This window comes from Nitrobacter vulgaris, from assembly GCF_002028545.1.
GTDB classification, from domain to species: Bacteria; Pseudomonadota; Alphaproteobacteria; order Rhizobiales; family Xanthobacteraceae; genus Nitrobacter; species Nitrobacter vulgaris.
Genome location: NZ_MWPQ01000049.1, coordinates 23,636 through 45,786, shown reverse-complemented (window position 1 = coordinate 45,786; position 22,151 = coordinate 23,636). Strand labels below are relative to the sequence as shown.

Sequence of the window (22,151 nt, the reverse complement as noted above, 5' to 3'; positions counted from 1 at the left end):
GCCGCCGGGTTCAAACTGTAAGATAAGGCAGTTCGGCAGGAATTGCGCAAACGCAATTTACTGTCATTCTGCGCAGGGGCGCATTACTGTTCGCGAATGAATAAAATTCCGCCGCTGTCTCGCCAGGCCCCTTTCAAACTTCGAACTCTTTCGAGGCTTGCCGACGACAGCGCTGAATGACGTTCTTGCATCTGCTACTCTGCGCTCGTTTGCCCGTAACTGATGCGCATCGCGGAGGACGAGAACGGAAAGGAGATCGAGGCGACGGCCGTTTCCGGTCAACCGCCACGGTCGCAGGCTTGAGCCTGGCTCGCTACGCGCCGATCGCGGCGATCAGCCGGGCTGCGTGATCCTGGAGCACCTTGACGTCCTCCTGCTGGCTCTGGGGCGGCAGAAGCGGCACTCCCGATTTCATCGGTATGACGTGCATATGCAGGTGAAACACCACCTGTCCGCTGACGGCTTCGCTGAACTGCTGGATGATGGTGCCTTCGGCGTCGAAGGCCTTCATGGCCGCTACCGCGATCGTCTTGCTGCTTCGCGCGACTTCCGCCAGATCATCCGCTGAAATGTCGAAGATTCCGCGGGCAGGGGCCTTCGGGATCACCAGCGTGTGGCCCGGCGTGCGCGGCATGATGTCAAGGAACGCGAATGTATGCGCATTCTCGTAAACCTTGAAGCACGGCAGCTCGCCGCGAAGAATCTTCGCGAAAATATTCTGGTCGTCGTAGGCTGGCACTAGTCTCATTAAGTCTATCCCGGCTTGTTCAAGCTGCGTTTAGCCGCATTCTGCTCGGTAAATGCCGGCGCAACCGCTACCCTCGGATTTTGCCGCACTGGCCCTAGTCCCGATTGCGCGGCCGATCCATCAGCTTTGTCAGGCCAAGCCGCCTGATCCGCTCGCGCGTAAGTTGATCTCGTGCGCCTTCCTTGATCAGCAAGTCGATCAACTCCAGCCGCTTTGATTCATCCGTCGCCTCGGCGAGAAGGTCTCGATAGCGCTTGTAGTCGTATCCATCGTCCGATTCATCCATGGGAGGCCTTGTCGTCTCCTCTTGCCCGTGAGCCCATACCTACGCGGAATCTTGCGATCGACGCGCTTGCACGCGGTGAGCGTTCCCTTGCACCAAGCAGTCAATTGCAGGGATGCGGGCGGCCATCCTGCCCTCGGTATGTGGCGGCGCCCTGGTTGCAATGCACGCTGATCGGTCCGTCGTAATAGGCGAAGGGTTGATCCGGCGTGACGGCAGGCCCGTAGTTGTGGAGGTAGATATCGGTCTCGGCCGAAGGATGGGTGTGATGGTGGTGCTTGTGGTGACGATGCCCCGCCCCTGCGGACGTTGAGATGGCCATCGAAACCACGACGGCAGCCAAAATCCTCGCCGGCAGAATATTGAAGAGAATCATCGGACCTATCTCCTGTGCTGCGGATAGAGCGTCGAATCCTGCGTACAGCTTATTGGAGATATCTGTAAAAGCAGAAAAGAGAAATTGTTGTGGGCTGGTTCCATGTTCGGGCCGGCCTCAGCCGCTGTCAATGCCCCAGGGGTTGAGGGCAGAGGAACTCTGGGCGGACTGGGATGACTCATCGCGCGCGACGGACGGGGCGGCTCGAACTGGATCTCCCGAGGGCGGTCCGGCAGGGGGCGTGCGAGCGCGGGACAACGCCGCTGGATAGTGGTATTCGACCTGCAATACGACAAATTCCCGGAAAGGACGCTCCCCGATGACGCTGCACACAGGACGACATACCCTTCAGATCCCAGGCCCCACCAATGTGCCTGACCGGGTGCTGCGCGCCATCGATATGCCCGTCCTGGATCATCGCGGTCCGGAGTTCGCAGTGTTGGGCCATGAGGTGCTGGCCGACGCCAAGCGGATTTTCCGCACCAAGCAGCCGGTCATCATCTATCCGTCGTCGGGCACCGGCGCCTGGGAAGCCGCGATCGTCAACACGTTGTCGCCGGGCGATAAAGTGCTGATGGCGGAGACCGGCCAGTTCGCGACGCTATGGCTTACCATGGCCAACAAGTTCAAGCTCGATGTCGATGTGTTGCCGACCGACTGGAGGCGCGGCGCCCCCCTGGACTTGATCGAGGAGCGGCTCAAGGCCGATCGGGAGCACAAGATCAAGGCCGTGATGATCGTGCACAACGAGACGTCCACGAGCTGCGTCACCCATCCCCTCGAGGTTCGCAAAACCCTCGACCGCGCCAAACATCCGGCGCTGCTGCTGGTCGACACTATCTCCGGCCTCGGCGCGCTGGAATATGAGCACGATGCCTGGGGTATCGACGTGTCGATCGCAGGTTCCCAAAAGGGCATGATGTTGCCGCCCGGTCTCGGTTTCAACGCGGTGTCTGAAAAGGCTCTGGCGGCCTCAAAGTCCAACACGTTGCCGCGCGCTTATTGGGACTGGCATCCGGTGATAGCCAACAATGTGGAGGGCTCGTTTCCCTACACGCCGGCCACCAATCTGCTTTACGGTCTGAAGGTCGCGATCGCCATGATGGAGGAGGAGGGTCTGGAGAATGTATGGGCTCGCCACAAGCGTCACGGCGCTGCGACGCGTGCTGCCGTGAAGGCGTGGGGGCTGGACCTCGTCTGTCAGGATCCGCATGCCTATTCGCCGGCGCTGACAGCCGTCATGATGCCTGACGGACACGACGCCGACGCGTTCCGCAAGGTGGTGCTCGACAATTTCGACATGTCGCTCGGTGCTGGCCTCAACAAGATCAAGGGCAAGGCTTTCCGCATTGGTCATCTCGGCCATCAGAACGACCTGATGTTGATGGGAGCCCTGGCAGGCATCGAGATGAGCCTAGACATCGCCAAGGTGCCGCATCGCGCGGGCGGCGTCGCTGCGGCGATGGAGGTGCTCAAAGGGCGCGAGGCTTCGCCGATGTTGAAAGCTGTCGTGGCCTGATTAGAATCACTTCGATCGTCGGGGCTCGCGACAACGCGGCGCTCCGACGATCTTTGAAGGAAGTAGCATAAACGAAGAGCGGGCACGTAGTCGCCCTCACGGCCGTCAACGGAGATACTCTCTACGTTCTCAAAGGCGGTATCGCTCCCACGACCGTTCACCCCTCCGCATCCTCCTCCTGAGTGAAGCCGAGATGTCCAAGGCTGACATTTGGCGGAGGAATGCATGGTCTTTTTTAGGCGGCCGCACAAACCATCCTGTCGGCAAATCCACAAACCAGTTTTGATTTCACTCATGAAAATTGGCTTCGTTCTGCCGGATTAGAGATTTTGCACTGCTCGTTTGCGCCTTGAAAAGGCACGCTTTTCGTATCGTTCGATCTTCCTCAATTCCTCGTTCAGCCGAATGCTGTCGTCAAGCGTTCGATCGCTTTTGAAAAAGCGATTGAATATTGTAGCTTTAACTTTCCTCACTTGCAGAAGGGTCAATTGCGCGTAGGCAGCTTCAACGCTGGCGAACGTGGGATCGTCCTGGTTCGTATCCTTCGAAAGAAGGCGCGCAAATCCCTCGATCTCCTGCCTGAATGGTGAGCCGGTGCGTGCCAATCCGTGCTGAAGTGCATTCTTCGCTGCCCGTGTTTTGCCAGCTTGAGAAATTGGTCCGGTGCTTCTTTGGGCATTTTTTCGATTCGCGGCGATCTGTCGGGCCGAGGCCATGGTGAGTTACTCCGCTGCCTCTTTGAATGCGCCCAATTCACCCTCAATGAGACGGGTTGTTGATTTTTTTAACTGTCGTGCAGCTAGCTCGTTACGACGTTCGATTTCCCGAAGCGCCATCAACCTTCGGATTTCGTACGACGCAATACGCTGCTCCACCATGTCGATCTCTGCCGCGCCTTTGCGGTAGGCGAGAGCCAACACCGTCGAAGGCGAATATCCTCGCGCCAGCAAATCCGCGTCGATTTCCTTACGGGCGGCCGGATCACCTAACCAGCGCTGAGCCTCACGGTCAGCGCCGAGAAACCGGTCCACTGTTGTCAGGCTTTCAATTGGCCCGCTGAGCTTTTTGTATGCCGTTTTCAACAGGTCTAGAACGACCTCCTTTTGGAAAAGTCTGATGATGTCAGCCAAAATCAAACGCTCGCGACGGATTTGCCAAGACAAATCCACGAAATCCTTCAGATAGAGTTTGTTGATAACATCAGGCTGGGACATCGAGCTGACGATGTTCTCATAGAACGCGTCGTAGTCTTCCTGCCTCTCGTCACCGACCAGCGGGGCATCACCCAGAAAGCGGTCAAGGTCTGAACGAAACTGTGACGATTTGACAATCGGTTTGGGCATCCCGTTTCCCAACCTTCGTGACGCGACATCCACGAATCAGAACAAGCTTATTCCCCTCCCTCCACTTGAAAAACTTGTCTGACTTGATCGAAGTCGGCATTTCTATTGTTCTCCACAGAGAATGTTAGGTCGCTCCATTTGGTCGCCGAGTTGGCTCAGGTTATCGACCAGAGGTCCTGTGCAGACACTGAAGCCTGACCTCCTTCATGATCTCAACAGAAGGCGTTAACGAGCAGCCTCATCTGGCCGGCACTACTTTGCCCAACCTCGCCTATGGGGCGTGCTCTTGGAGGTCTCTGTCACCCTAAGACGCGCGGTTGAGAAAGATCGGTAGCCCTCGCTTACCGGAGTAGATGGGACGATAGCGTTCAATGTTGTATGTGGTGGCGATGTCCAATTTGCGCGGTCCCAGCTTGGGGTCTGGGATCGGCACGAGGTCGTAGCGGCCCTCGACTAAAGCGGACATCAGGCCGGTCCTACCTTCCAGAACGGCATCGTAGGCCATGTTTCCGAAAGTCAGGGCGACAAGTTTGTCGATGAAATCCGGATCCCCAGATCGCAGATCATAGGTCAGGTCGGATACGATCGTCTCCTCGCCGGCGCGCCGCTTGATCTCGTCGGCAAGGGTTTCGGCGACGCTCGCCTTTTTGCGATGACCGTAGGGGTCAGGCTCGCCGTACTCCTGCATTCTATAGCCCTCCCACTCGGCACCCTCGCTGAGCACGACCAACGCATAGTTGCTTGGGTTGGCTCGCTTCTCCTCGAGGAGCAACTGGATCAGCCTGTCCAGATTGACCTTGTACTCCGGTACGACGCACCGGATTGAGGTCGCGTACGCGGTAAAGAGCGCCGAAAACCCGGCATCTCGGCCGAACACCCGGAAAATGCCAATGCGCTCATGCGAACCGATCGTGGTGCGCTGGCGCTGAATGGCATCGCTCGCTCGGGTGATCGCGGTCGAGAAGCCAATGCAATATTCGGTGTTGCGGACGTCGTTATCCATGGTCTTTGGGATGGCGATGATCTTGACGCCGAGCTTGTCGAGCCTGGCCGCATAACTGAGCGTGTCGTCTCCGCCAATGGCAATCAGGTGCTCGATGCCAAGTCCTGACAAGTTAGCGAGCACTTGGCCGGTCAGGTCCCAGGTCTTGGTTTCGCTGTCGCCGTTGTTGATGGAAAACGGAAGGTCAGTGCCAGCCAGATGGTCGGGCAACTTTTTCATTTTGGACGGATTGGTGCGACTCGAGTGCAGCACGGTGCCGCCGCGCCGGTCGATGGTGCGTGTGTTGTCGCGGCTCAACGGTATGAGATAGTGAGACCTGCTTGTCGGGTCCTCGAGGTTCAGATGCGTCAAGGCCTCCCAGCCACGGCGGAGACCCACGACCTCGACGTCGTTCTCACTGCCGCGATAGGCGACGGTCTTGATGACTGTGTTTAAACCGGGGACGTCGCCGCCGCCTGTGAGAATGCCAATGCGTTTTTTCCCCAAGTCCGCCTCCGATTAAATATGCACAGCCCATCGCGCATTACTTGGGCGCTTATCTCGTGAAAACGCTTTGAAGGGACGCGCTGTCTGGCTTCAAGCCTACATGAAAAGGCTCTTTCTGAGCCAGGGGCATTCCTTGTTGGCGGGAGCGCTAACCGATGGCGGTGTCGCGCCATACCACGCTGCCATGCCTCGGTATTGGCGATCTCGCAGTGACGTTGAGTTTTTTAACTACCTCGATGGTGCTGATCCGGCCATCCTGAACCGGCCGCTAACATGCTCCGGGGTCGGTTGACCTATTAGGGACAATCTTGGCTGCTGCCCTGCCAAGCAACTATCTTTCATTCGGGATTGAGCGCGGGTCGCGTCCGCATCGAACTTAGCGTTTCCTTCTCACTCAATTCCTTCTCGGCCTGTAAATAGAACTCCTTATCGCGGCCTTCAGGGCAGCCGGCCTGTTCCCATAGTTGGTAGGCGCGGATACTGATCTCCTTTTCGGTGGGTGGTTCGGGAGCTGCGGGAGCGGGCGGGGTAACGTGGTCTGTGCGCGACACCTCGGCTAAGGTCTTGCGCGCGAGCTCCGTCCCTATTTCCAACCCGAGTACGGCGGCCGATAGGCCGACTGCTGCGGTATCCTTCATGACTTCTTCGATCTCTTTTCGCATGGTAGTGGCCCGCCTTTCGATGGCCCGGCGTGGCCGGGCAGGTCTTTTATCGTGGCCGGGCAGGTCTTTTATAAAGACCGAGCGAGAGGGCTTAGTTCCTGAAAAGCACCCCGCTCCGAAGCAGCAGAAAGCGGTCTCGGTTCACGGAACAATCTCAGGCCCGACCCAGCCCACCGGCCAATCGGAGACGCCATCCTTGCCCAGGAAACTCCAAGTGCGCTCGCCGCCGACATAGCCGGCGAAGCGGGCCGGCACCCTTTCGTTTTCCCAAAGTTCGGCGTTGGGGTCGAAGGTGCGTATGACCAAATAGAATGCTCCGGCTCGAAGTCTATGATCCGTCATCATCACCACCTGATCTTCGAAGGCTTCGCTGGTGCGCATTCCGAATAGGGCACGGCCCCGCGGTGCTCCCGGGGGCAAGAGGCGCAGGGGCCGTGCGGGGTCCTTGGGGGAGAGGGCCCCGTGCGTAATATGTACGCCCGATCCATCTTTGTAAGCCCCTTCAACGAGCTTTGCCGCTGCAATCCCTCAGATGTGATGTCGCAAACTTCGGCCATGAAGGACGGCTCTACCCACGTCGCCTTCGGCTTCCTAAAAGGCTTCGTGAGTCGTGACTTCGGGCTGACGACCGTATCGAGCTGCTAGCGTATCCTGTAGGCGAGCTCGCCGCCTTCCTACCTTGCCGTGGTAGAGCGCGGCGACGCCCCGTGGGGTCCTTGACGAAACCGACGACTGGGAACGCGCCGCGCTTCGCGGTATCTTGAGCCAGCCCTCGTTGCGGTAATCGTAGGCCGCGGTAAGGCTTTTCGAGACAGTGCCCTCCGAGTTGAGCTTCGCGGCGTGTGCGTACATCTCCTCGCCGTTGCCCGTCAGGTGCTCACTGTAGAGCTCGGCGGTTTAGCCCAGTCGCCCGAACAGCTCCTTGAGATGCCGCTTGCGCTCAATCTGAGGAATAGCACAGGTCGTAGCCGTCGAGGTGGAGCAGGTCGCATGCGTAGTACTCGATGCGGCCTGTTTACTGCCCGCCAATTCTGCCCGAAGCTCAGAGAAGTTTGCGCGGCCGTCCTCGATGACGACCGCCTCGCCGTCAATGATGGTTGGGCCGGGAATATCGAGAGCGCGCGCAATCCCCGAGAAGCGCTTGGTCTAGTCGACGCCGTCGCGGGTAAAGACGGTCCTGCGGCCGCTGCTCGCCTGCAGCTGCACCCGGTAGCCGTCGTACTTTATCTCATTGAGCCACTGACCGCCCGGGGACGCCTTCGACTTAAGCGTGGCGAGCTGCGGCTTGATGAATCCTGGCATTCACGCAGGCTTCGCGCTTTCGGCCGGGATGCCGGGAGGCGTCGCACGCTTGGGCCACACGCGCTACTCAAAGAAAAAGCCCGCCGCGGCCATTAGCGCGGGCGGGCAAGGTCACGTCTAATCGCCGGGGCGGACAACGCTCAGGCTGCCTCTCTGTTCCGATTATTTCGGCACCTGCAATTCGGGAGAGTCCGCCCATCTCTCAATGCGCGGACCTTTGCTTGTCTTATTCAAAAGCCGAATGGGGGACGCGGAAGCCTACGGTTTTTCCGGACGAAAGCATCACTCACGTGATGGACCTTACGACGCACGTGACACTTGCCGGTTACTCGGCAATAAGCTAGCCGGTATCGTCAACATCGGTGACGTAGTCAATTATCGGCTGCAGGAGCTGGAACTTGAGACGAACGTCCGCCGTGATGCCTAAAACGAAGAGCAGCCGGGCTGTTGGTGTCGGTTACGTTGGTTGAGCGTCCAGCTTCTGTTTGAGTTCATCGATCAATTCTTGATCGTCGGTCTGAACGCGAAGATATCCGTTCCAAGTTATTGGACCGTATTTAGTGTGTTCGCTCGCGATCTGATTTTTCAACGACGGGAATAACTCCCTATGGCGAGGCGGAATGAGAAGGTTCATGTCGTATCTCCACGTATGAGAATGGTTCCTGATGTAGACAACTGAGATTGTTCTGCCCACTTCACGGGGCTGCGCAAACGGACGCCTCCAAGGAATTCTTTCGAGGACCGAACCTGGTCAGCTGGCGACCGCGATCCGCTTGTCGAAGCCATTCGGAAGTTCAATGTCAACTTCGAGGGTAGACACGGTTTCCCCTCTGTCCATTCGGACAACTACCTTTTTCGGATCCAGCGCGACGTGTCGCGACACCACAGCGAGAATCTCATCGCGCAAAACTTCAAGTACATCGGGCTGGCTGCGTAGCTCGCGCTCGTGGGCCAGGAGAATTTGCAATCTTTCCTTAGCAACCGGTGCAGAACCAGAGCGGCGGCGAATAAATTGGAGAAGGTTCAGACTCATGCTGCCCTCCGTCCAAGTAGCCGGTCCATAAAGCGTCTGCGTTGCTCAGTCGGCACCATCATAGCGATCGTCTCGCCGTTGAGGCGCCGGGCTGCGTCTGTGTAGGCTCGCGCGGGCATGCTCGCAGCGTCATTCAACGTGACTGGAGAGCCGACGTTCGACGCTCGCAGGACATCCTGGCTTTCAGGAATAATCCCAAGAAGCGGAATCGCGAGGATCTCAAGAATGTCGTCGATGCTGAGCATTTCGCCGCGTGCCGCTCGCCCCATGTCATAGCGGGTGATCAAGACGTGCTTCTTCATCTGTTCGCCCGCCTCCGCTTTGACAGTCTTGGAATCAAGCATGCCGATGATGCGGTCGGCATCGCGAACAGACGAGACTTCAGGGTTGGTAACGACAATGGCTTCATCTGCGTAGCGCATCGCCAGCGTTGCACCACGTTCGATGCCGGCGGGACTGTCGCAAATCACCCAATCGAACTTCGTTCGCAAATCGGCGATAATGTCGCGAACGCCGTCGTCCGTCAGGGCATCCTTATCCCTCGTCTGCGACGCAGGAAGTAACCAGAGGCTTTCGAGTCGCTTGTCGCGGATGAGGGCTTGCGAGAGCTTTGCAACACCCTGCGCCACATTGACGAGGTCGAAGACAACACGGCGCTCCGCTCCCATGATAAGATCCAGGTTACGGAGACCGACGTCGAAATCGACGACGACGACTTTCTGTCCCTCCCGCGCAAGCGCTGCACCAAGCGCGGCCGTGGACGTGGTTTTGCCAACGCCCCCCTTGCCTGATGTCACGACCAAGACTTTGGCCATCATGGCCTCCTTTGTATGTTAATTGAGCGGCGTTATTCTTATGATGTCGCCGTCCAGCCACGCTTGCGCGGCTCGACGACGCATCGTTTCACCGATATCTTCTGCTGTCTGGTAGTAGCCGTCGATGGCAACAAGTTCTGCCTCGATCTTCTGGCAGAAGATCCGGGCGGCCGAATTTCCGTTAATGCCGGCCATCGCCCGTCCTCGGAGCGTCCCGTAAACGTGGATGGAGCCTCCGGCGACGATCTCGGCGCCGGAGCCAACAGAGCCCAGCACAGTGATGTCGCCTTCGGTAAACACGATGCGCTGCCCTGATCGAACAGGACACTGGAGCAGCAGCGACGGGGTCGGCGGCGGCTGGTCATCCACTTTCTTGGGCTCGACCTGCTGCTCGACCACACAACCACGTCCGCCGCTCAATACGGGCGGCAAGCCTGCATCCAACCCTGTGGGCTCCACGCCTTCGAGACCAAGAACGCGGATGCCGCGGCTTTCAAGGTTTGAAACCAAGTGCGCGATACCGTGCGAGCTCAGATCGACTGCGGAAAGATCGAGTACTATCGGACGTCCGGCGAAGAAGCCGGATGAACGGGCCAGGGTCGCGTCGATCTCCCCAAGCCAGTCCACGATCGGCATGAACGGCGAGAAGACAAACGCGATGTAAGACCGGCCACGGAGCCGCATCACCTGGCGTTGTGGCTCGACTTTTGAGTCCATGAATGACGGCTTTCCGTGCGTGAATGGTTTACCATTGCTTAATTTTTAGATTGAGCACGGTTGGTTAATGACCAGTTAACGAGCCATGTTTTGGTGGCACAATGTTAAGAAACTCGTATTGATGCGCTGGAACGGTGATTCCGTTGCGCAGGACCTACCGCGAATTCGAAGTCCATGGCGCGCTCACACAGGTGCGGCCGCTTCTGCAGTAGACAAGGTCAAGGAAATGGCTGGGCGAGGCCGCCGAGCGTTATGGGGGCTCGGCAAAATCAGAGGCTGGGCGCCCCTAGCGATGAACGAAATCTAGGGTGCAAGCGTCCGAGCGACCCGAAAACCAAGATACCTAAGCCGATAGTCGGAGGTGAACCAATAACGGCTCGCCGAGCGGAGGAAGGCAGGAGCGAGGAGAAAGGACCCGCCGCGCACGACACGATGATAGCAATCGCCGCCCTTGATCCAAGCCGAGCCATCTGTCGGCGAACCGTTGTATGTGTCGTGGTAGCAATCCTCCGTCCACTCCCGGACATTTCCTACCATGTCATAGAGACCGAACCCGTTCGGCGGAAACGATCCTACCGGCGCGGTTTGCTTGGCATCCCATTGACTGCCACAGGAGTGGCAGTTGGCGTTGTTCGTGCCCACGGTGTCGCCCCAAGGATAGACCGTCTGTGTCCCAGCGCGCATCGCATACTCATATTCGGACCCCGAGAGCAGCCGATACGACTTGCCGGTTTTCTTCGATAACCATGTGACGTAAGACTGGGCATCGTCCCAGGAAACGTTGACAACCGGGCGGCGGCCACGGCCCCAGCCTTCATCGGAGGGCTTGTAGCCATTGCAGCCGCCCTCGGCGACACAGGCATCCCATTCGTCGAAGGTCACCTCAGACTGGCCAACTGCAAACGGTCGAGCAATGGTGACCAGGTGTTGCGGGCCTTCCTCGGCGGAGTGCCCCGGCTCGCTTGTGGGCGACCCCATCTCGAAGCTTCCGGCCGGCACCACCACCATCTCGGGGCAATTCGCACAATCCTTAAACACGTCCTTGGCCTTCAGCGACTGCTCCTGTGTCGATGGTTGCGCCATCTCCTGAGCGGACGCCGGCGTCATCTGGGCGATGATTGCGGCGCTAAGCGCGCATAGCCTCACTAACGATGTCAGACCTGGCGCAGCGCGCCACCAAGAGCCGATGAGTTCCTGGAGCTCAGTGATGAAAAACATGACAATACATCCGTCGGCGATGGCAGGAGGCGGAGCGAAGACAGAGAAAAGGTCACGAGCTCCAAAATGTCCCACTAAGCATCATTGAGGCGAGCTTCGGTCGGTTACGCGCCGCTTGCTGTTTGAATCTTTTGAGCCGCACTCGGTTGTTCCAAGGACGGTTTTGTGTCCCTGAAGCCAACCCTCGAAAACACGATGTAGAATGCGGCGACGTTCATGAATGCCCAGATCGCAAAGCCCAGGGTGTATTCGCCCAGAAGTTGCTTGCTAGTGGCCAGCATCATCGTCATGGCGAAGCCACAGGCGGCGCCGGCGGCCTTGGCGAGCCCGCTGACCGCACCGACATGCACAAAGTACATTGGGATTAGCTTGATGACGGCCGCGGCGGCGGCACCGGACAGTAGCGCAAGCCCATACATGGCAAACAGCTGGATCGGCAGCGAGATCTGCAAGGCCATCAGCACGGCCAGAACGACCATAATACCGAACAACCAGCTCAGGATTCGAAACGGATCCGACCGATCGGCCAGCCAGCCACCCAGAGGCCGGGTAGCTGCGACACAGACCACCAATGGCGGAGTATAAACCATGGAGGCCCGGATGGCATCCACATGCCATTGGTCAAGCAAATAGACCGACATGGCCGACGCGAAGAAGGTGAGGGTGCCAAACGAGACCCAGTAAAGGTACGTCACCAGCCACACCACCGCGCCTGAACGGTATACGGCGAAGATGTCACGCAGCGACGTTTTCTTGAGCTTCCTGTTCGGCGGATCGGACGTAAAGAACCAATAGACCAAGGCCATCAAGAATGTAGCACTAGCGAAGATTGGGAATATCAGGCGCCAGCCATCGGGGCCGGTCAGAACACGGGTAATCAGAAAAGTAACGGTCACCATGCCGACGGTAATGCCGACATTGCCCATACCAAAGAGACCAAGGGCTGTCCCCTGCTTCGATTTGGGGTACCAAGATGAAACATGAGCGTTGCCGACGACGAAGCTCGCGCCCCCCAGTCCGAGCAGCGTGCCCACAATCAGAAAAGTGTAATAGCCCTGGGCAAAGTATCCGAAAAGAAGAGGAAGGGTGAGAGTGAGAAGCAGAAGCGTGAAAACGCTCCGACCGCCGAACTTGTCACTCAAGATACCGAGCGGAATGCTGACCGCCGCCGCGAAGAAAGGCTCCATTGCTGTCAGGACAAGCACCTGGGTCGCGCTGAAATCGTACCACTTGATTAAGAATGGGGCGAGCGCGGCAAACATTCCCCAAACCGCGAAACCGAGCGCAAATGCCAGGGACGAAATCCACAAAACCCTGGAGTTGCCCGAGGGCTGGAGCGTCACATCAGCTGCGATGACCGGATTTTTCACGACATCTCCCAACAAAGAGACAGCGCTTGCAGGAGCATCCAGCTCCACGTCCGGCCACACACTGTGACCATCAAGTAACGCTCCCTGCAAGTGACAAGCGGTCTTGAACTATCCTGCAGAGTATCCCCGGGCGACTTTCGCGTCTATCGATTTCCGAAGGGCAACGATCGATCGGCTGCTGCGGGCCAAAGCGGATCCGCCGTCCCGCTGGATCCACGCCTATATCAACCACAGCGATGCACGATCGAGTCCGCGCCCCTTCCATGACTGTCAGTCCAAAGCTTTGTGGCGATTTCCAGCGGATCAATCGACATCGATGCCCACCACGATTCCTCGCGGCCGGTTTGGTGATTTTCGCGATGGTGGGTGCGGCATAAGGGGACGACAAATTCGTCGCTCGATTTGCGCCCCATGGCGCGTGATTGCGCGAAGCGGAGATGATGCGCGTCGGACGGCGCCCGACCGCAAATCAGGCACGGCTGGGACGCAACGAACCGGAGGTGCTGCTTGTCGCGCTTGCGACGAGGCTCGCCAAAGGTCAATACGCTCTTGTCGATTTTTGCGGGTGTTCCCATCGTTGGCGCGTTTGAGGCAGCTTGTGGCCGCAAGTCCAGCTCGCTGGAAAGGACAGCGGTTTTGGCCCGTCGGCGGCGACGCTTGGGTGCGACGACAGGGGCAATGACGGTTTTGTCGCCTGCATTGGGGGCAGAATTGGAGCGCGTCTGGACCAAGTCGAAGGCTGCCATTCTCATGCTGAACGCCGCCTCGATTTGTTTGGCATCCTCCGGCGGAAGAAGATTTTTAGTTTTGAGAATGCTGGCCGCTCGCGCTTCCAGTTGTTCCAGGGTTGAAAGCGCCTCGATTTCAGCGAGAAGGTCCGTTCGGGTTGCTTCGACGTCTGCGGTGCTGTTCACCGGAGATTCGGAAGGTCGGCTTCCGGGGGAAGGTTCATTTGCTGCACCGGCCGGGGATTGCTGGACATCCGTCGCGTTTGCCTGGGGGTTGAACTCCGGACCATCGAGATCATCGTCACCGGCAATGCCGACCAACGTGAATAAGGCGTAGCGCCGTGCGTATGTGAGTGCAGCTCCCATGCGCCGTGGTGCCGAAATCTCCGAGAGCCGGCAAATCGGCCAGTTCGAGGATATCCATTCACCGGAGGTGTGGATCAATAAGGTGGTGAGATTGACGAGACCGTTGGTCGCGTCGATCTCTGTGGTTTGGGTGACGGCAATCTGCTGTCCGCCTAGCGCTTTCCGGATAATTTCCAGACCCCCGGACAAAGGTGCGTAGCGGAAATTCTTCGGGCTTTCGTGACTATTGGCGGGATAAACCGAGCCCAGCATTGATTTTGCCGGGTTCGAGAGTTCGATCTGCGCTTTTGCCAACGCTGTCGCGATCGCTGCGACGGTTTCACTGGACCTGCGCATACGACGCCTCCTGGTCAAGGAGGTCAAAGGTGACAGCTCCGGATTTTGAACGTTTGGCTCGGATGCCATGGCCCATGGCTTCTTTGGAATCCATCGGCATGAGTGTCTTCAGCTCAGTTTTTGCCCGCTCGTGATCGAGATGGGCGCTGCGGGTTTGACGGTAGAGCGCGGCGAACTCGGCCCAGGCATTGGACACATTCATGTCCACGATTCGAATGGCCTCAATCCGAGGTTTCGGGGGCTCCCCTTCGAATAGGACGGGCGGCTGGCCGGTTTTTACGGCATGCCAAAACACCTTTTCCACGGCGATGAGCACGGTCTGATAGATCGGATCGGCTTCGACCGAAATCTCGACCCACTTTCCTCCGCCACTGATGATGGAAAGCACGGACTTTTCCGTGTTGGCCACCAGCATGTTGTGTTGCAACTGAGCCATGTGCTTGGCAGCCGCAGCTTCCTCCGAAAACGACCACGGCAGCATAAATTTGGCCTCGAAAACGGCTCCGGTTTCCTTGACGAGGCCGTCCAGTGTCGCTGCCATCCATGGGATGGAGCGGTGGAAGAGGCGGTTCTGAACGCCAACGACCCGCTGCCCGGCGTTACGCTCGTACCAGTGCCGGTTCAATTCCTCGGTGACGACCCCGAGTTGAACGATGAGCTCTCCCGAGAGGTCGGGACTGGCCGTCTCGCCACGCTTTTCCTTCCAAAGCTGCAGCAGGGCTTTCTCATCTTTGCCCATGATGATGCGGGCATCGGAGCCGCCAAGAAAGTGTCGTCGATCTTGATTAAGCAATTGGTTTTTCTTTGTAATATTCACCTCTGTTGTCCTCCAACACGAAATTTGAGATAAGCTTCAGCACAAGATAACTCAACATTTTATGTTGAATCATGTTGTACTGGTTTAGTCAAGAATGAAGTTTTATGCTATCACGCCGGGGCAATGCCGGGCTGCGCGCGCGCTGCTTGACCTCACCCAGCCGCAACTCGCCGATCTCGCGGGGCTAGGGTTGTCAACGATTGTGGATTTCGAAAAATCCCGCAGGGACATTTCTCAGGACGCGGCCGTGGCAATTCAGCGAGCGCTCGAAGATGCTGGAGTTAAGTTTATTGCTAAGAATGGAGCTGGGCCTGGCGTGCGTCTTTTGAAGTGAGCACCACAGCGGTCCTTTTGTGGAATGCCGGTGTCGGGAAAGCCGATGTGGGTTCCGGAAAACCGGCGCTGTGGAGGAGGGACGCGGAGGCCCCCGAGGCTTTGCATCACGCCTTAGCCGCGCAATCGATCGCTCCGCCCTTGGCCAGTCCGGACCTGGGAACAAATCGAGGCCAGTAGGGAAAGGGCGATGATCGTTTGCCAGCCGTCGGATTTCCATGATCCCGGCACACAACCGTTTCATCCCACAGTCCAAAAGCTGCCGGTGCTTTGGGCTAGTGGCACGAAATCACGCGGCGGTGGCGACCATTGAAGACGGCTTGCGGCCATTCGAAACCATTCCGGCGGCCGAGCCGACGTAAATCCAGCCTTCGACCTAATCGGAGAGGTGCGAATTGAGCAGGGAGTCAAAGAGATGTTCTGGCTGATCACGATGATTCCGAGCCAGCACATCCACCCATTTCCGTGAACATCAGGAAATGGGTGATCCACATCGCATATAGCAGGATCAACCCGTTCACGCCCCACTCGATCGCGAATAGAGCGTCTGGTTGTGCGGGTTGGCGACGATTTGTTCGTCGATCACGGTTCTGCCAACGGCTTCACGCTCGAACAGATTTCGTATCGAGCCGCCGTGACCGATCAGCGGGCGCTGCGGATGATTGGAGCGCTTTGGACCAGTATTCGAGGCGAAGGCCTACGGAAGTTGGTTGGCTGTTGCGGAGTGAATACTCTTGCTGGAGCCCCTCAAAACGGGGTCGCAGATTCGGAGCGAAGGACCAGGCGAGTGCAGCGATAACGACCAGAGCGAGATAAAGAATGAGTGCACGGCGACATGCCATGTAACGCAACGTCGAAATCTGCAAAGAACGGGCAGGGAGACGAGAGGTGTCCGGGATGAAGCATGAGTGCGATATTGAGAAAGAAGCGGCACCAAGAAAACGAGTCTCGGGGAGGTGTACGGTCGCTGTTTCTGCCACATGATAACCGCGAGCGCCGCGGGAGCCTTGCTCGGCCACGAAGAAGCCGTTACGCCTTAAGGAGTCGAAGGGAGGTTCTGGGCGGGGTAAATGACCCCTCTAATATGGCGGCGAGCGTTCCAAGATACATATCGATTTGTATTTGTGATTGTCTTGAATATAAGCACATTTCAACATTGTAGGCGTGGAAGTGAAGGGTTTATGATGAGGATTGGAAGGTGCGAGGTTTGCGGCGGCTCGAACCTGCGGAAAGCGCTAGACCTAGGAAGCCATCCTCTCTGCGATGACCTCGTTCCCGTCGGCGATTTCCGCGTTCCTGACAACCATCCCATCGACATTGCTTTCTGCCCGATCTGCAAGACCGCGCATCAGTCGTTTCAGGTTCCGAAGCAACTCCTGTTTCCCGACTCCTACCACTATCGCGCACGAAATACCGCCGACGTGTTGAACGGCATGCGCCAATTGGTTGAACGCTGCGAGCAACAAATCATCTCGCTGAACGACCTGCTGGTCCTCGACGTCGGCTGCAACGACGGCAGCCTACTGTCAATTTTCAAGCAGCATGGCGCGAAGACCATCGGCGTCGAGCCGACCGATGCTGCCGCCGATGCAAGGGCGGCGGGTCATGAAGTCTATCAGGATTATTTTGCACCAGAACTCGCCAAGACCATCGTCGCGACCCGCGGCCAGCCAGACATCATCACATTCACCAATGTTTTTGCACATATCGAGGATCTGTCGAGCCTGCTTGCGGCGGTCCGCAGCTTAATGTCGCCCAAGACATTGCTTGTTATCGAGAATCACTATCTCGGCGCCGTTCTGGATCGCTATCAGTTCGATACGTTCTATCACGAGCATCCGCGTACCTATAGCCTGACTTCGTTCCGGTATATCGCAGAAACGCTCGGAGTCAGCATCGTGGCGGCAGAATTTCCGGCGCGGTATGGCGGCAATATCCGGGTGATTATGCAACAGCAACTCGATGCCGAGCGCGAGGCGCCCGAACTTGCCGGATTGTATGCAACGGAAGATAGATTTGAACGGCGCTTGTATGACATGGGACGCCGGATACCGGCGTGGCAGAGCGCGAAGCGTGCGAGCATCGCCGCGGCGGTCTCCCGGCACGGTCTGCTTGTGGGTAAGGCATTTCCCGGGCGGGCTGCGATCCTCGTCAAGTTGCTCGAGCTCGACGAAACGATGGTCGCGGCGGTCTACGAAAAGCCCGGCTCCATGAAGATTGGGCACTACGTTCCGGGGACGCGCATTCCTATCCTGTCCGACGACGACTTCGCCGCGCGGTGTAATCCGGATGCCCCGCTGTTGAATCTGGCCTGGCACATCTCGGCGGAGATAGAAGGCTATATGCGCAAGCAGGGATATCAGGGACCCATTATCGATATTTTCTCCGCGGAAGAATTCGAGCGCGCGACTTAGCCGCCGCGATAACTGGACATGCGATCTTGACCAATACCGTAACACTGAGCGAGGCGACTGGTTTCGCGAGAGCGGAGACTTGCGCTAGGCCGCTCATTTCGATCGTCGTGCCGGTGTTCAATGAACAGGATAATATCGACAAGACCTATGCCGAATTGAAGCGTGTTGCCGCGGGACTCGACGACTACCGGTTCGAATTTCTCTTTACCGACAACTATTCAACTGATCTGACTTTTGCAAAGCTGTCTCAGATCGCCGCGCACGACCCCGAGGTACGCGTGGTGCGTTTTGCGCGAAATTTCGGTTTCCAGAAATCGGTGCTGACCGGATACCGGCTGGCGCGCGGCGCTGCGGCAATCCAGATCGATGCGGACCTTCAGGACCCGCCGTCGATGTTCGGGCCGTTTCTCAAGAAATGGAGGGATGGCTACGACGTCGTCGTCGGCGTTCGGCGGAACCGGAAAGAGAGCCTGCTTCTGCGCCGTGGCCGGCGCGCCTACTATCGCCTCTTGCGTCGTCTTGACGGCCCCCATCTGATTCTCGACGCCGGCGATTTCCGGCTGATCGATCGCTCCGTAATCGAGCGGCTTCGCCCGATACACGAACCGCACATGTATCTGCGCGGGCTGATATCATCGCTGGCGCGGCGCCAGATCGGAATCCCTTTCGATCGCTCCGAGCGCCTTCACAATGAAAGCAAGTTCAAGTTTCGCAGCCTGCTGCGGCTCGCGATGGACGGTATCCTGGCTCATTCGAGTCTGCCTCTGCGCATCTCGTTCTACATCGGCATGTTTATTGCGCTCGCCGCCGTTTTGCTGGCGACCTTTTATCTGGTGCTGCATCTGGTTTCCGCAGAGGCCACTCCACGAGGCTTCACCACGACGCAGATCCTCATATTGTTCGGCATCGGCCTGAACAGCCTCTTCCTTGGGGTGCTCGGCATTTATGTGGGGCGCATTTACGACCAGGTGCGTATGCGCCCGCCGACGATCATCGCCGACCTTGTGAATTTTGACCGGCCGATCGAAAAGATCGAGAAGGATTTGCTGCGGTGGTCGGACCAGCAAACATGAGGCTGATCGATCGCGGATTCTGGAAGGGTAAGCGCGTGTTCGTGACCGGGCACATGGGCTTCAAGGGGGCGTGGCTCTGTTCGCTCCTGGCCCACATGGGCGCTGAAAGCATCGGGTTCGGTCGAGACGAACGTGAGCGCTTGCTTTATAGGGAGCTGAATCTCGCTGGCCATTCCCATCATCTCGGTGACGTCAATGATTTGCCCGCTCTGACGGCGGCGTTGTCGGGCTCCCGCGCCGACATCGTTTTTCACCTCGCGGCTCAGCCCATCGTTCTGGCGTCATATGTCGATCCGGTGGGTACGTTCGAAACCAATGTGATGGGAACGGTGCGGGTGCTGGAAGCCGCGCGGCAAGCGCTGGACCTCAAGGCCATCGTCGTGGTGACCAGCGACAAGGTGTATCGCAACAACGAATGGGCCTGGGGTTACCGCGAGCATGATGCGTTGGGCGGAGCCGACCCGTACAGCGCCTCCAAGGCTGCGGCCGAGATAGCGACGGAGGCCATGGTCAGCTCGTTCTTTGCTGGCGACAGCGCTCCGCGGGCCGCAACGGCGCGCGCCGGCAATGTCATCGGCGGAGGCGACTGGGCCGAGTACCGTCTGCTTCCAGACGCAGCGCGGGCAATCTCGGCCGGACAGCCGCTGTTCGCTCGCCACCCGCGATCGATGCGTCCGTGGCAGCACGTTCTCGATCCCCTGGCTGGATATTTGATGCTCGCCGAGTCCCTGGCCGGCAGAAGAACTGCGCGCACGTCCTGGAACTTCGGCCCGGCGCAGGAGGATGCCATGACGGTCCAGGAGGTTGCCGACCTCTTCGTCGCCGCGTGGGGAGGCGGAGCGGCATGGACGGCGGCTCCGGAGTCAGCCGACGCAAAGCATGAGGCGGGAAAGCTCACGATAGATTCGTCGCTGGCGCGTCGCGAACTTGGATGGCATCCCCGCTGGAGATCGGATGAAGCGATCAGGCGTACGGCCGCATGGTATCGGGACCACGCGGCGGGTATGCACGCCTCAGTCCTTGTCGAGCGCGATATATCCGATTTCTTTAAAGTGTAACGGATGGCGCTTCGGGCGCGTTGCGGAGAATTGGCGTCGCGCTCGGAGATAGGGAGGCCTGCCGGTTGCTCGGCCTGGCGCGGCGTGCTGGGTTTATTGCCCGGCCGGGAAAAGCGGACCATAATGACCGCCACATCAAATATTGGGCGAATGGAATGAAAGTCGTCATCTTGGCAGGAGGACTGGGGACGCGCTTGTCCGAAGCGACACAACTCCTGCCAAAACCGCTGGTCGAAGTTGGTGACCGTCCGATCATCTGGCATATCATGAAAATGTATGCGGCTGCCGGCTTTGATGAATTCGTCGTTTGCTGCGGCTACAAGAGCCATATGCTCAAGTCCTATTTCGTCAATTACTTTGTCGAGAACTACGACGTCACCGTGCATCTTGGAGAAAACCGCGTCGATTTTCACGGCGATGCCAGCGAGCGCTGGACGGTCACGCTCGTAAATACCGGACTGACCACCATGACGGGCGGGCGCATCAAGCGCATTGCGCCCTTCGTCGGCAACGAGACATACTGCCTGACCTATGGCGACGGCGTTTCCGATGTAAACATTCGCGCGCTGGTGGATTTTCACCGCTCGCATGGTCGTTTGGCGACGGTGACCGCCGTTCCGTCGCCGGGCCGGTTCGGTATCCTTGATATCGACGAGACCTCCGAAACCGTGACCCGTTTTCATGAGAAGCCGGACGGCGAGATGGGATGGATCAACGGCGGCTTTTTCGTCGTCGAGCCATCCGTGGTTGATTACATCGACGATGACGACACGACATGGGAGAGGGAGCCGCTCGAGCGGCTTTCGCGGGACGGTGCGCTCGCCGCTTATCGGCATCGCGGCTTCTGGCGACCGATGGATACGCTGCGCGATCAGCGCGAACTGGAGGCGTTGTGGAATTCGGGCAGGGCGCCCTGGAAGTGCTGGTAGCCATGTCCGTGCAACCAACCAAACCCGCTACAGATCGCGTGGATATGGCTACCTCGCTGCTGCGCTCAGTGTTGCCGCCGTCGCTGCACCGGGTGGCCCGCTTCGGACTGTCCGGCGCTGTGGCGACGCTGGTCTATTTCCTGCTCACAAACGTGCTGGTCCTAGCGGTTGGACTGCCGCCGACGGCCGCTTCGGTTTGCGCGTATCTGCTGTCGCTCGGTGTGTCCTATCTCTTGCAGAGTCGTTTCACTTTTCGAACAAATACGGATTCGCTCGATCAGATGACGCGCTTCGTCATCACGTCGTTGGCCGGTTTCTTGATTGCCTGGTGCGTCATGGCGATCACGGTCGACGTGCTGGCCTGGCCGTATTTCATTGGCGCGGCTGCCATCTGTGTTCTTATTCCGGTCGCGAATTTCTTCATATTTCGTGGCTGGGTCTTCGCGACGCACAAGACCGAGGACGCATCGCCTTCAGCCCGGGACCCATGATGAGCGAAAGTGACCGACGGCAGATAACGCAGGCGCAGGTGGCGAAGGATTTCGACGATGTCGCCGGCGACTATGAAGACAAAATCAACGCGGCGCTCTCGTTCGGCGGCCGCGAGCATGCGTTCTATATCGACGTCAAGCGCGAGCATATCCTGCGGTTAGCGCGCGATCATTTCACCGATATCGGCAGCATTGACGTGCTTGATCTTGGTTGCGGGCTCGGCGCGTATCATGCCGGGCTTGAGGGAAAGTTCGGCGAGTTGCACGGCATCGACGTATCTGCCTACAGCGTCGAACTGGCGGCCAGGCGCCATCCCTTCGTGCGCTATGCGACTTTCGACGGCGAACGATTGCCCTATGCCGACGGCGAGTTCTCGCTCGCATTTACCGTATGTGTGATGCACCATGTGCCGCCTCCGCAATGGGCGGCGTTCGTCGCCGAGATGCGCCGCGTCATCAAGCCGGGCGGGCTGGCGCTGGTGTTCGAACACAATCCCTACAATCCTGCGACGCAGTATATCGTGAAGACCTGCGAGATCGACAAGGACGCGGTATTGTTGCGGCCAGGCAGGTTGCGCCGGCTCTTTGCGCGAGCGGGATTCGACGACGTTCACACGCGGACGATCATTTCGGTGCCTCCTGCCGGCCCCTTCTTGACGGGTCTCGACTCCCTGTTAGGTCACCTTCCGTTCGGGGCGCAATATTATCTGAGCGCTCGGAAACCGTCCTGA

24 protein-coding genes are annotated in these 22,151 nt (G+C 58.3%); 8 read left to right on the top strand and 16 right to left on the bottom strand.

The window, feature by feature from the left end; all coding sequences use genetic code 11:
• Positions 1 to 313: 313 nt before the first annotated feature.
• From B2M20_RS12995 to B2M20_RS12985, 3 genes are all read right to left on the bottom strand, one after another.
• The gene (locus B2M20_RS12995; protein WP_079447469.1) at positions 314 to 748 is read right to left on the bottom strand and encodes an HIT family protein; all 435 of its coding nucleotides are present in this window, start codon (positions 746 to 748) and stop codon (positions 314 to 316) included.
• A gap of 94 nt (positions 749 to 842) precedes the next feature.
• Complete coding sequence (locus tag B2M20_RS12990; RefSeq protein ID WP_079447468.1) at positions 843 to 1,034, bottom strand: hypothetical protein; 192 nt, start codon at positions 1,032 to 1,034, stop codon at positions 843 to 845.
• A gap of 100 nt (positions 1,035 to 1,134) precedes the next feature.
• Entirely contained in the window at positions 1,135 to 1,407 is a 273-nt protein-coding gene (locus B2M20_RS12985) for a hypothetical protein (protein WP_079447467.1), read from the bottom strand.
• Positions 1,408 to 1,726: 319 nt separating this feature from the next.
• On the opposite strand from B2M20_RS12985, the gene B2M20_RS12980 reads away from it, so the two are divergent.
• On the top strand, positions 1,727 to 2,926 hold the full coding sequence (locus B2M20_RS12980; RefSeq protein ID WP_079447466.1) for a pyridoxal-phosphate-dependent aminotransferase family protein: 1,200 nt from the start codon (positions 1,727 to 1,729) through the stop codon (positions 2,924 to 2,926).
• A gap of 320 nt (positions 2,927 to 3,246) precedes the next feature.
• Here B2M20_RS12980 and B2M20_RS12975 read toward each other — a convergent pair whose 3' ends face one another.
• The 13 genes from B2M20_RS12975 to B2M20_RS12905 all read right to left on the bottom strand — a co-directional run bounded on the left by B2M20_RS12975 (position 3,247) and on the right by B2M20_RS12905 (position 15,122).
• Entirely contained in the window at positions 3,247 to 3,642 is a 396-nt protein-coding gene (locus B2M20_RS12975; RefSeq protein ID WP_079447465.1) for a hypothetical protein, read from the bottom strand.
• 6 nt (positions 3,643 to 3,648) lie between these two features.
• Positions 3,649 to 4,269 carry a hypothetical protein gene (locus B2M20_RS12970; RefSeq protein WP_079447464.1) on the bottom strand — a complete coding sequence of 207 codons (621 nt, stop codon included), beginning with the start codon at positions 4,267 to 4,269 and terminating at the stop codon, positions 3,649 to 3,651.
• 304 nt (positions 4,270 to 4,573) lie between these two features.
• Positions 4,574 to 5,758 carry a 6-phosphofructokinase gene (locus B2M20_RS12965; RefSeq protein WP_079447463.1) on the bottom strand — a complete coding sequence of 395 codons (1,185 nt, stop codon included), beginning with the start codon at positions 5,756 to 5,758 and terminating at the stop codon, positions 4,574 to 4,576.
• A 338-nt stretch (positions 5,759 to 6,096) separates the two neighbouring features.
• Positions 6,097 to 6,420, bottom strand: coding sequence for a DUF2934 domain-containing protein (locus B2M20_RS20680; protein ID WP_338013169.1), 324 nt, complete (start codon positions 6,418 to 6,420; stop codon positions 6,097 to 6,099).
• 141 nt (positions 6,421 to 6,561) lie between these two features.
• Positions 6,562 to 6,762, bottom strand: coding sequence for a hypothetical protein (locus tag B2M20_RS12955; protein WP_139372911.1), 201 nt, complete (start codon positions 6,760 to 6,762; stop codon positions 6,562 to 6,564).
• Positions 6,763 to 7,566: 804 nt separating this feature from the next.
• On the bottom strand, positions 7,567 to 7,722 hold the full coding sequence (locus tag B2M20_RS20305) for a hypothetical protein (protein WP_244553513.1): 156 nt from the start codon (positions 7,720 to 7,722) through the stop codon (positions 7,567 to 7,569).
• A 751-nt stretch (positions 7,723 to 8,473) separates the two neighbouring features.
• A complete protein-coding gene (gene minE / locus B2M20_RS12940) occupies positions 8,474 to 8,755 on the bottom strand; it encodes a cell division topological specificity factor MinE (protein WP_079447461.1) in 282 nt (93 codons plus the stop codon).
• Entirely contained in the window at positions 8,752 to 9,570 is an 819-nt protein-coding gene (gene minD, locus B2M20_RS12935; protein ID WP_079447670.1) for a septum site-determining protein MinD, read from the bottom strand. The genes minE and minD overlap by 4 nt, the downstream gene beginning before the upstream one ends.
• 18 nt (positions 9,571 to 9,588) lie before the next feature.
• Positions 9,589 to 10,287, bottom strand: a complete 699-nt coding sequence (minC, locus tag B2M20_RS12930) for a septum site-determining protein MinC (RefSeq protein WP_079447460.1) — start codon at positions 10,285 to 10,287, stop codon at positions 9,589 to 9,591.
• 303 nt (positions 10,288 to 10,590) lie between these two features.
• Entirely contained in the window at positions 10,591 to 11,505 is a 915-nt protein-coding gene (locus B2M20_RS12920; protein WP_244553512.1) for a formylglycine-generating enzyme family protein, read from the bottom strand.
• A gap of 104 nt (positions 11,506 to 11,609) precedes the next feature.
• Positions 11,610 to 12,875: an MFS transporter gene (locus B2M20_RS12915; protein ID WP_079447668.1), complete on the bottom strand. Its 1,266-nt coding sequence runs from the start codon at positions 12,873 to 12,875 to the stop codon at positions 11,610 to 11,612.
• Between the two features lie 224 nt (positions 12,876 to 13,099).
• Positions 13,100 to 14,305 carry an ERF family protein gene (locus B2M20_RS12910; protein ID WP_079447458.1) on the bottom strand — a complete coding sequence of 402 codons (1,206 nt, stop codon included), beginning with the start codon at positions 14,303 to 14,305 and terminating at the stop codon, positions 13,100 to 13,102.
• The gene (locus B2M20_RS12905) at positions 14,289 to 15,122 is read right to left on the bottom strand and encodes a YqaJ viral recombinase family protein (protein ID WP_079447457.1); all 834 of its coding nucleotides are present in this window, start codon (positions 15,120 to 15,122) and stop codon (positions 14,289 to 14,291) included. Before B2M20_RS12905 ends, B2M20_RS12910 begins: the two co-directional genes overlap by 17 nt.
• 94 nt (positions 15,123 to 15,216) lie before the next feature.
• On the opposite strand from B2M20_RS12905, the gene B2M20_RS12900 reads away from it, so the two are divergent.
• The 7 genes from B2M20_RS12900 (at position 15,217) to B2M20_RS12870 (ending at position 22,151) form a co-directional block, all read left to right on the top strand.
• Entirely contained in the window at positions 15,217 to 15,456 is a 240-nt protein-coding gene (locus tag B2M20_RS12900; protein ID WP_079447456.1) for a helix-turn-helix transcriptional regulator, read from the top strand.
• A 1,183-nt stretch (positions 15,457 to 16,639) separates the two neighbouring features.
• Positions 16,640 to 17,869: a class I SAM-dependent methyltransferase gene (locus B2M20_RS12895; RefSeq protein ID WP_244553511.1), complete on the top strand. Its 1,230-nt coding sequence runs from the start codon at positions 16,640 to 16,642 to the stop codon at positions 17,867 to 17,869.
• Positions 17,870 to 17,895: 26 nt separating this feature from the next.
• Positions 17,896 to 18,942 (top strand): glycosyltransferase family 2 protein, encoded by a 1,047-nt coding sequence (locus B2M20_RS12890; protein WP_201789025.1) that lies wholly within the window; start codon positions 17,896 to 17,898, stop codon positions 18,940 to 18,942.
• Entirely contained in the window at positions 18,921 to 20,000 is a 1,080-nt protein-coding gene (gene rfbG / locus B2M20_RS12885) for a CDP-glucose 4,6-dehydratase (RefSeq protein WP_244553510.1), read from the top strand. Before B2M20_RS12890 ends, rfbG begins: the two co-directional genes overlap by 22 nt.
• A gap of 155 nt (positions 20,001 to 20,155) precedes the next feature.
• On the top strand, positions 20,156 to 20,929 hold the full coding sequence (gene rfbF / locus B2M20_RS12880) for a glucose-1-phosphate cytidylyltransferase (RefSeq protein WP_079447666.1): 774 nt from the start codon (positions 20,156 to 20,158) through the stop codon (positions 20,927 to 20,929).
• A gap of 2 nt (positions 20,930 to 20,931) precedes the next feature.
• Positions 20,932 to 21,420, top strand: a complete 489-nt coding sequence (locus tag B2M20_RS12875; protein WP_079447453.1) for a GtrA family protein — start codon at positions 20,932 to 20,934, stop codon at positions 21,418 to 21,420.
• Positions 21,420 to 22,151, top strand: a complete 732-nt coding sequence (locus B2M20_RS12870) for a class I SAM-dependent methyltransferase (protein WP_158081540.1) — start codon at positions 21,420 to 21,422, stop codon at positions 22,149 to 22,151. Before B2M20_RS12875 ends, B2M20_RS12870 begins: the two co-directional genes overlap by 1 nt.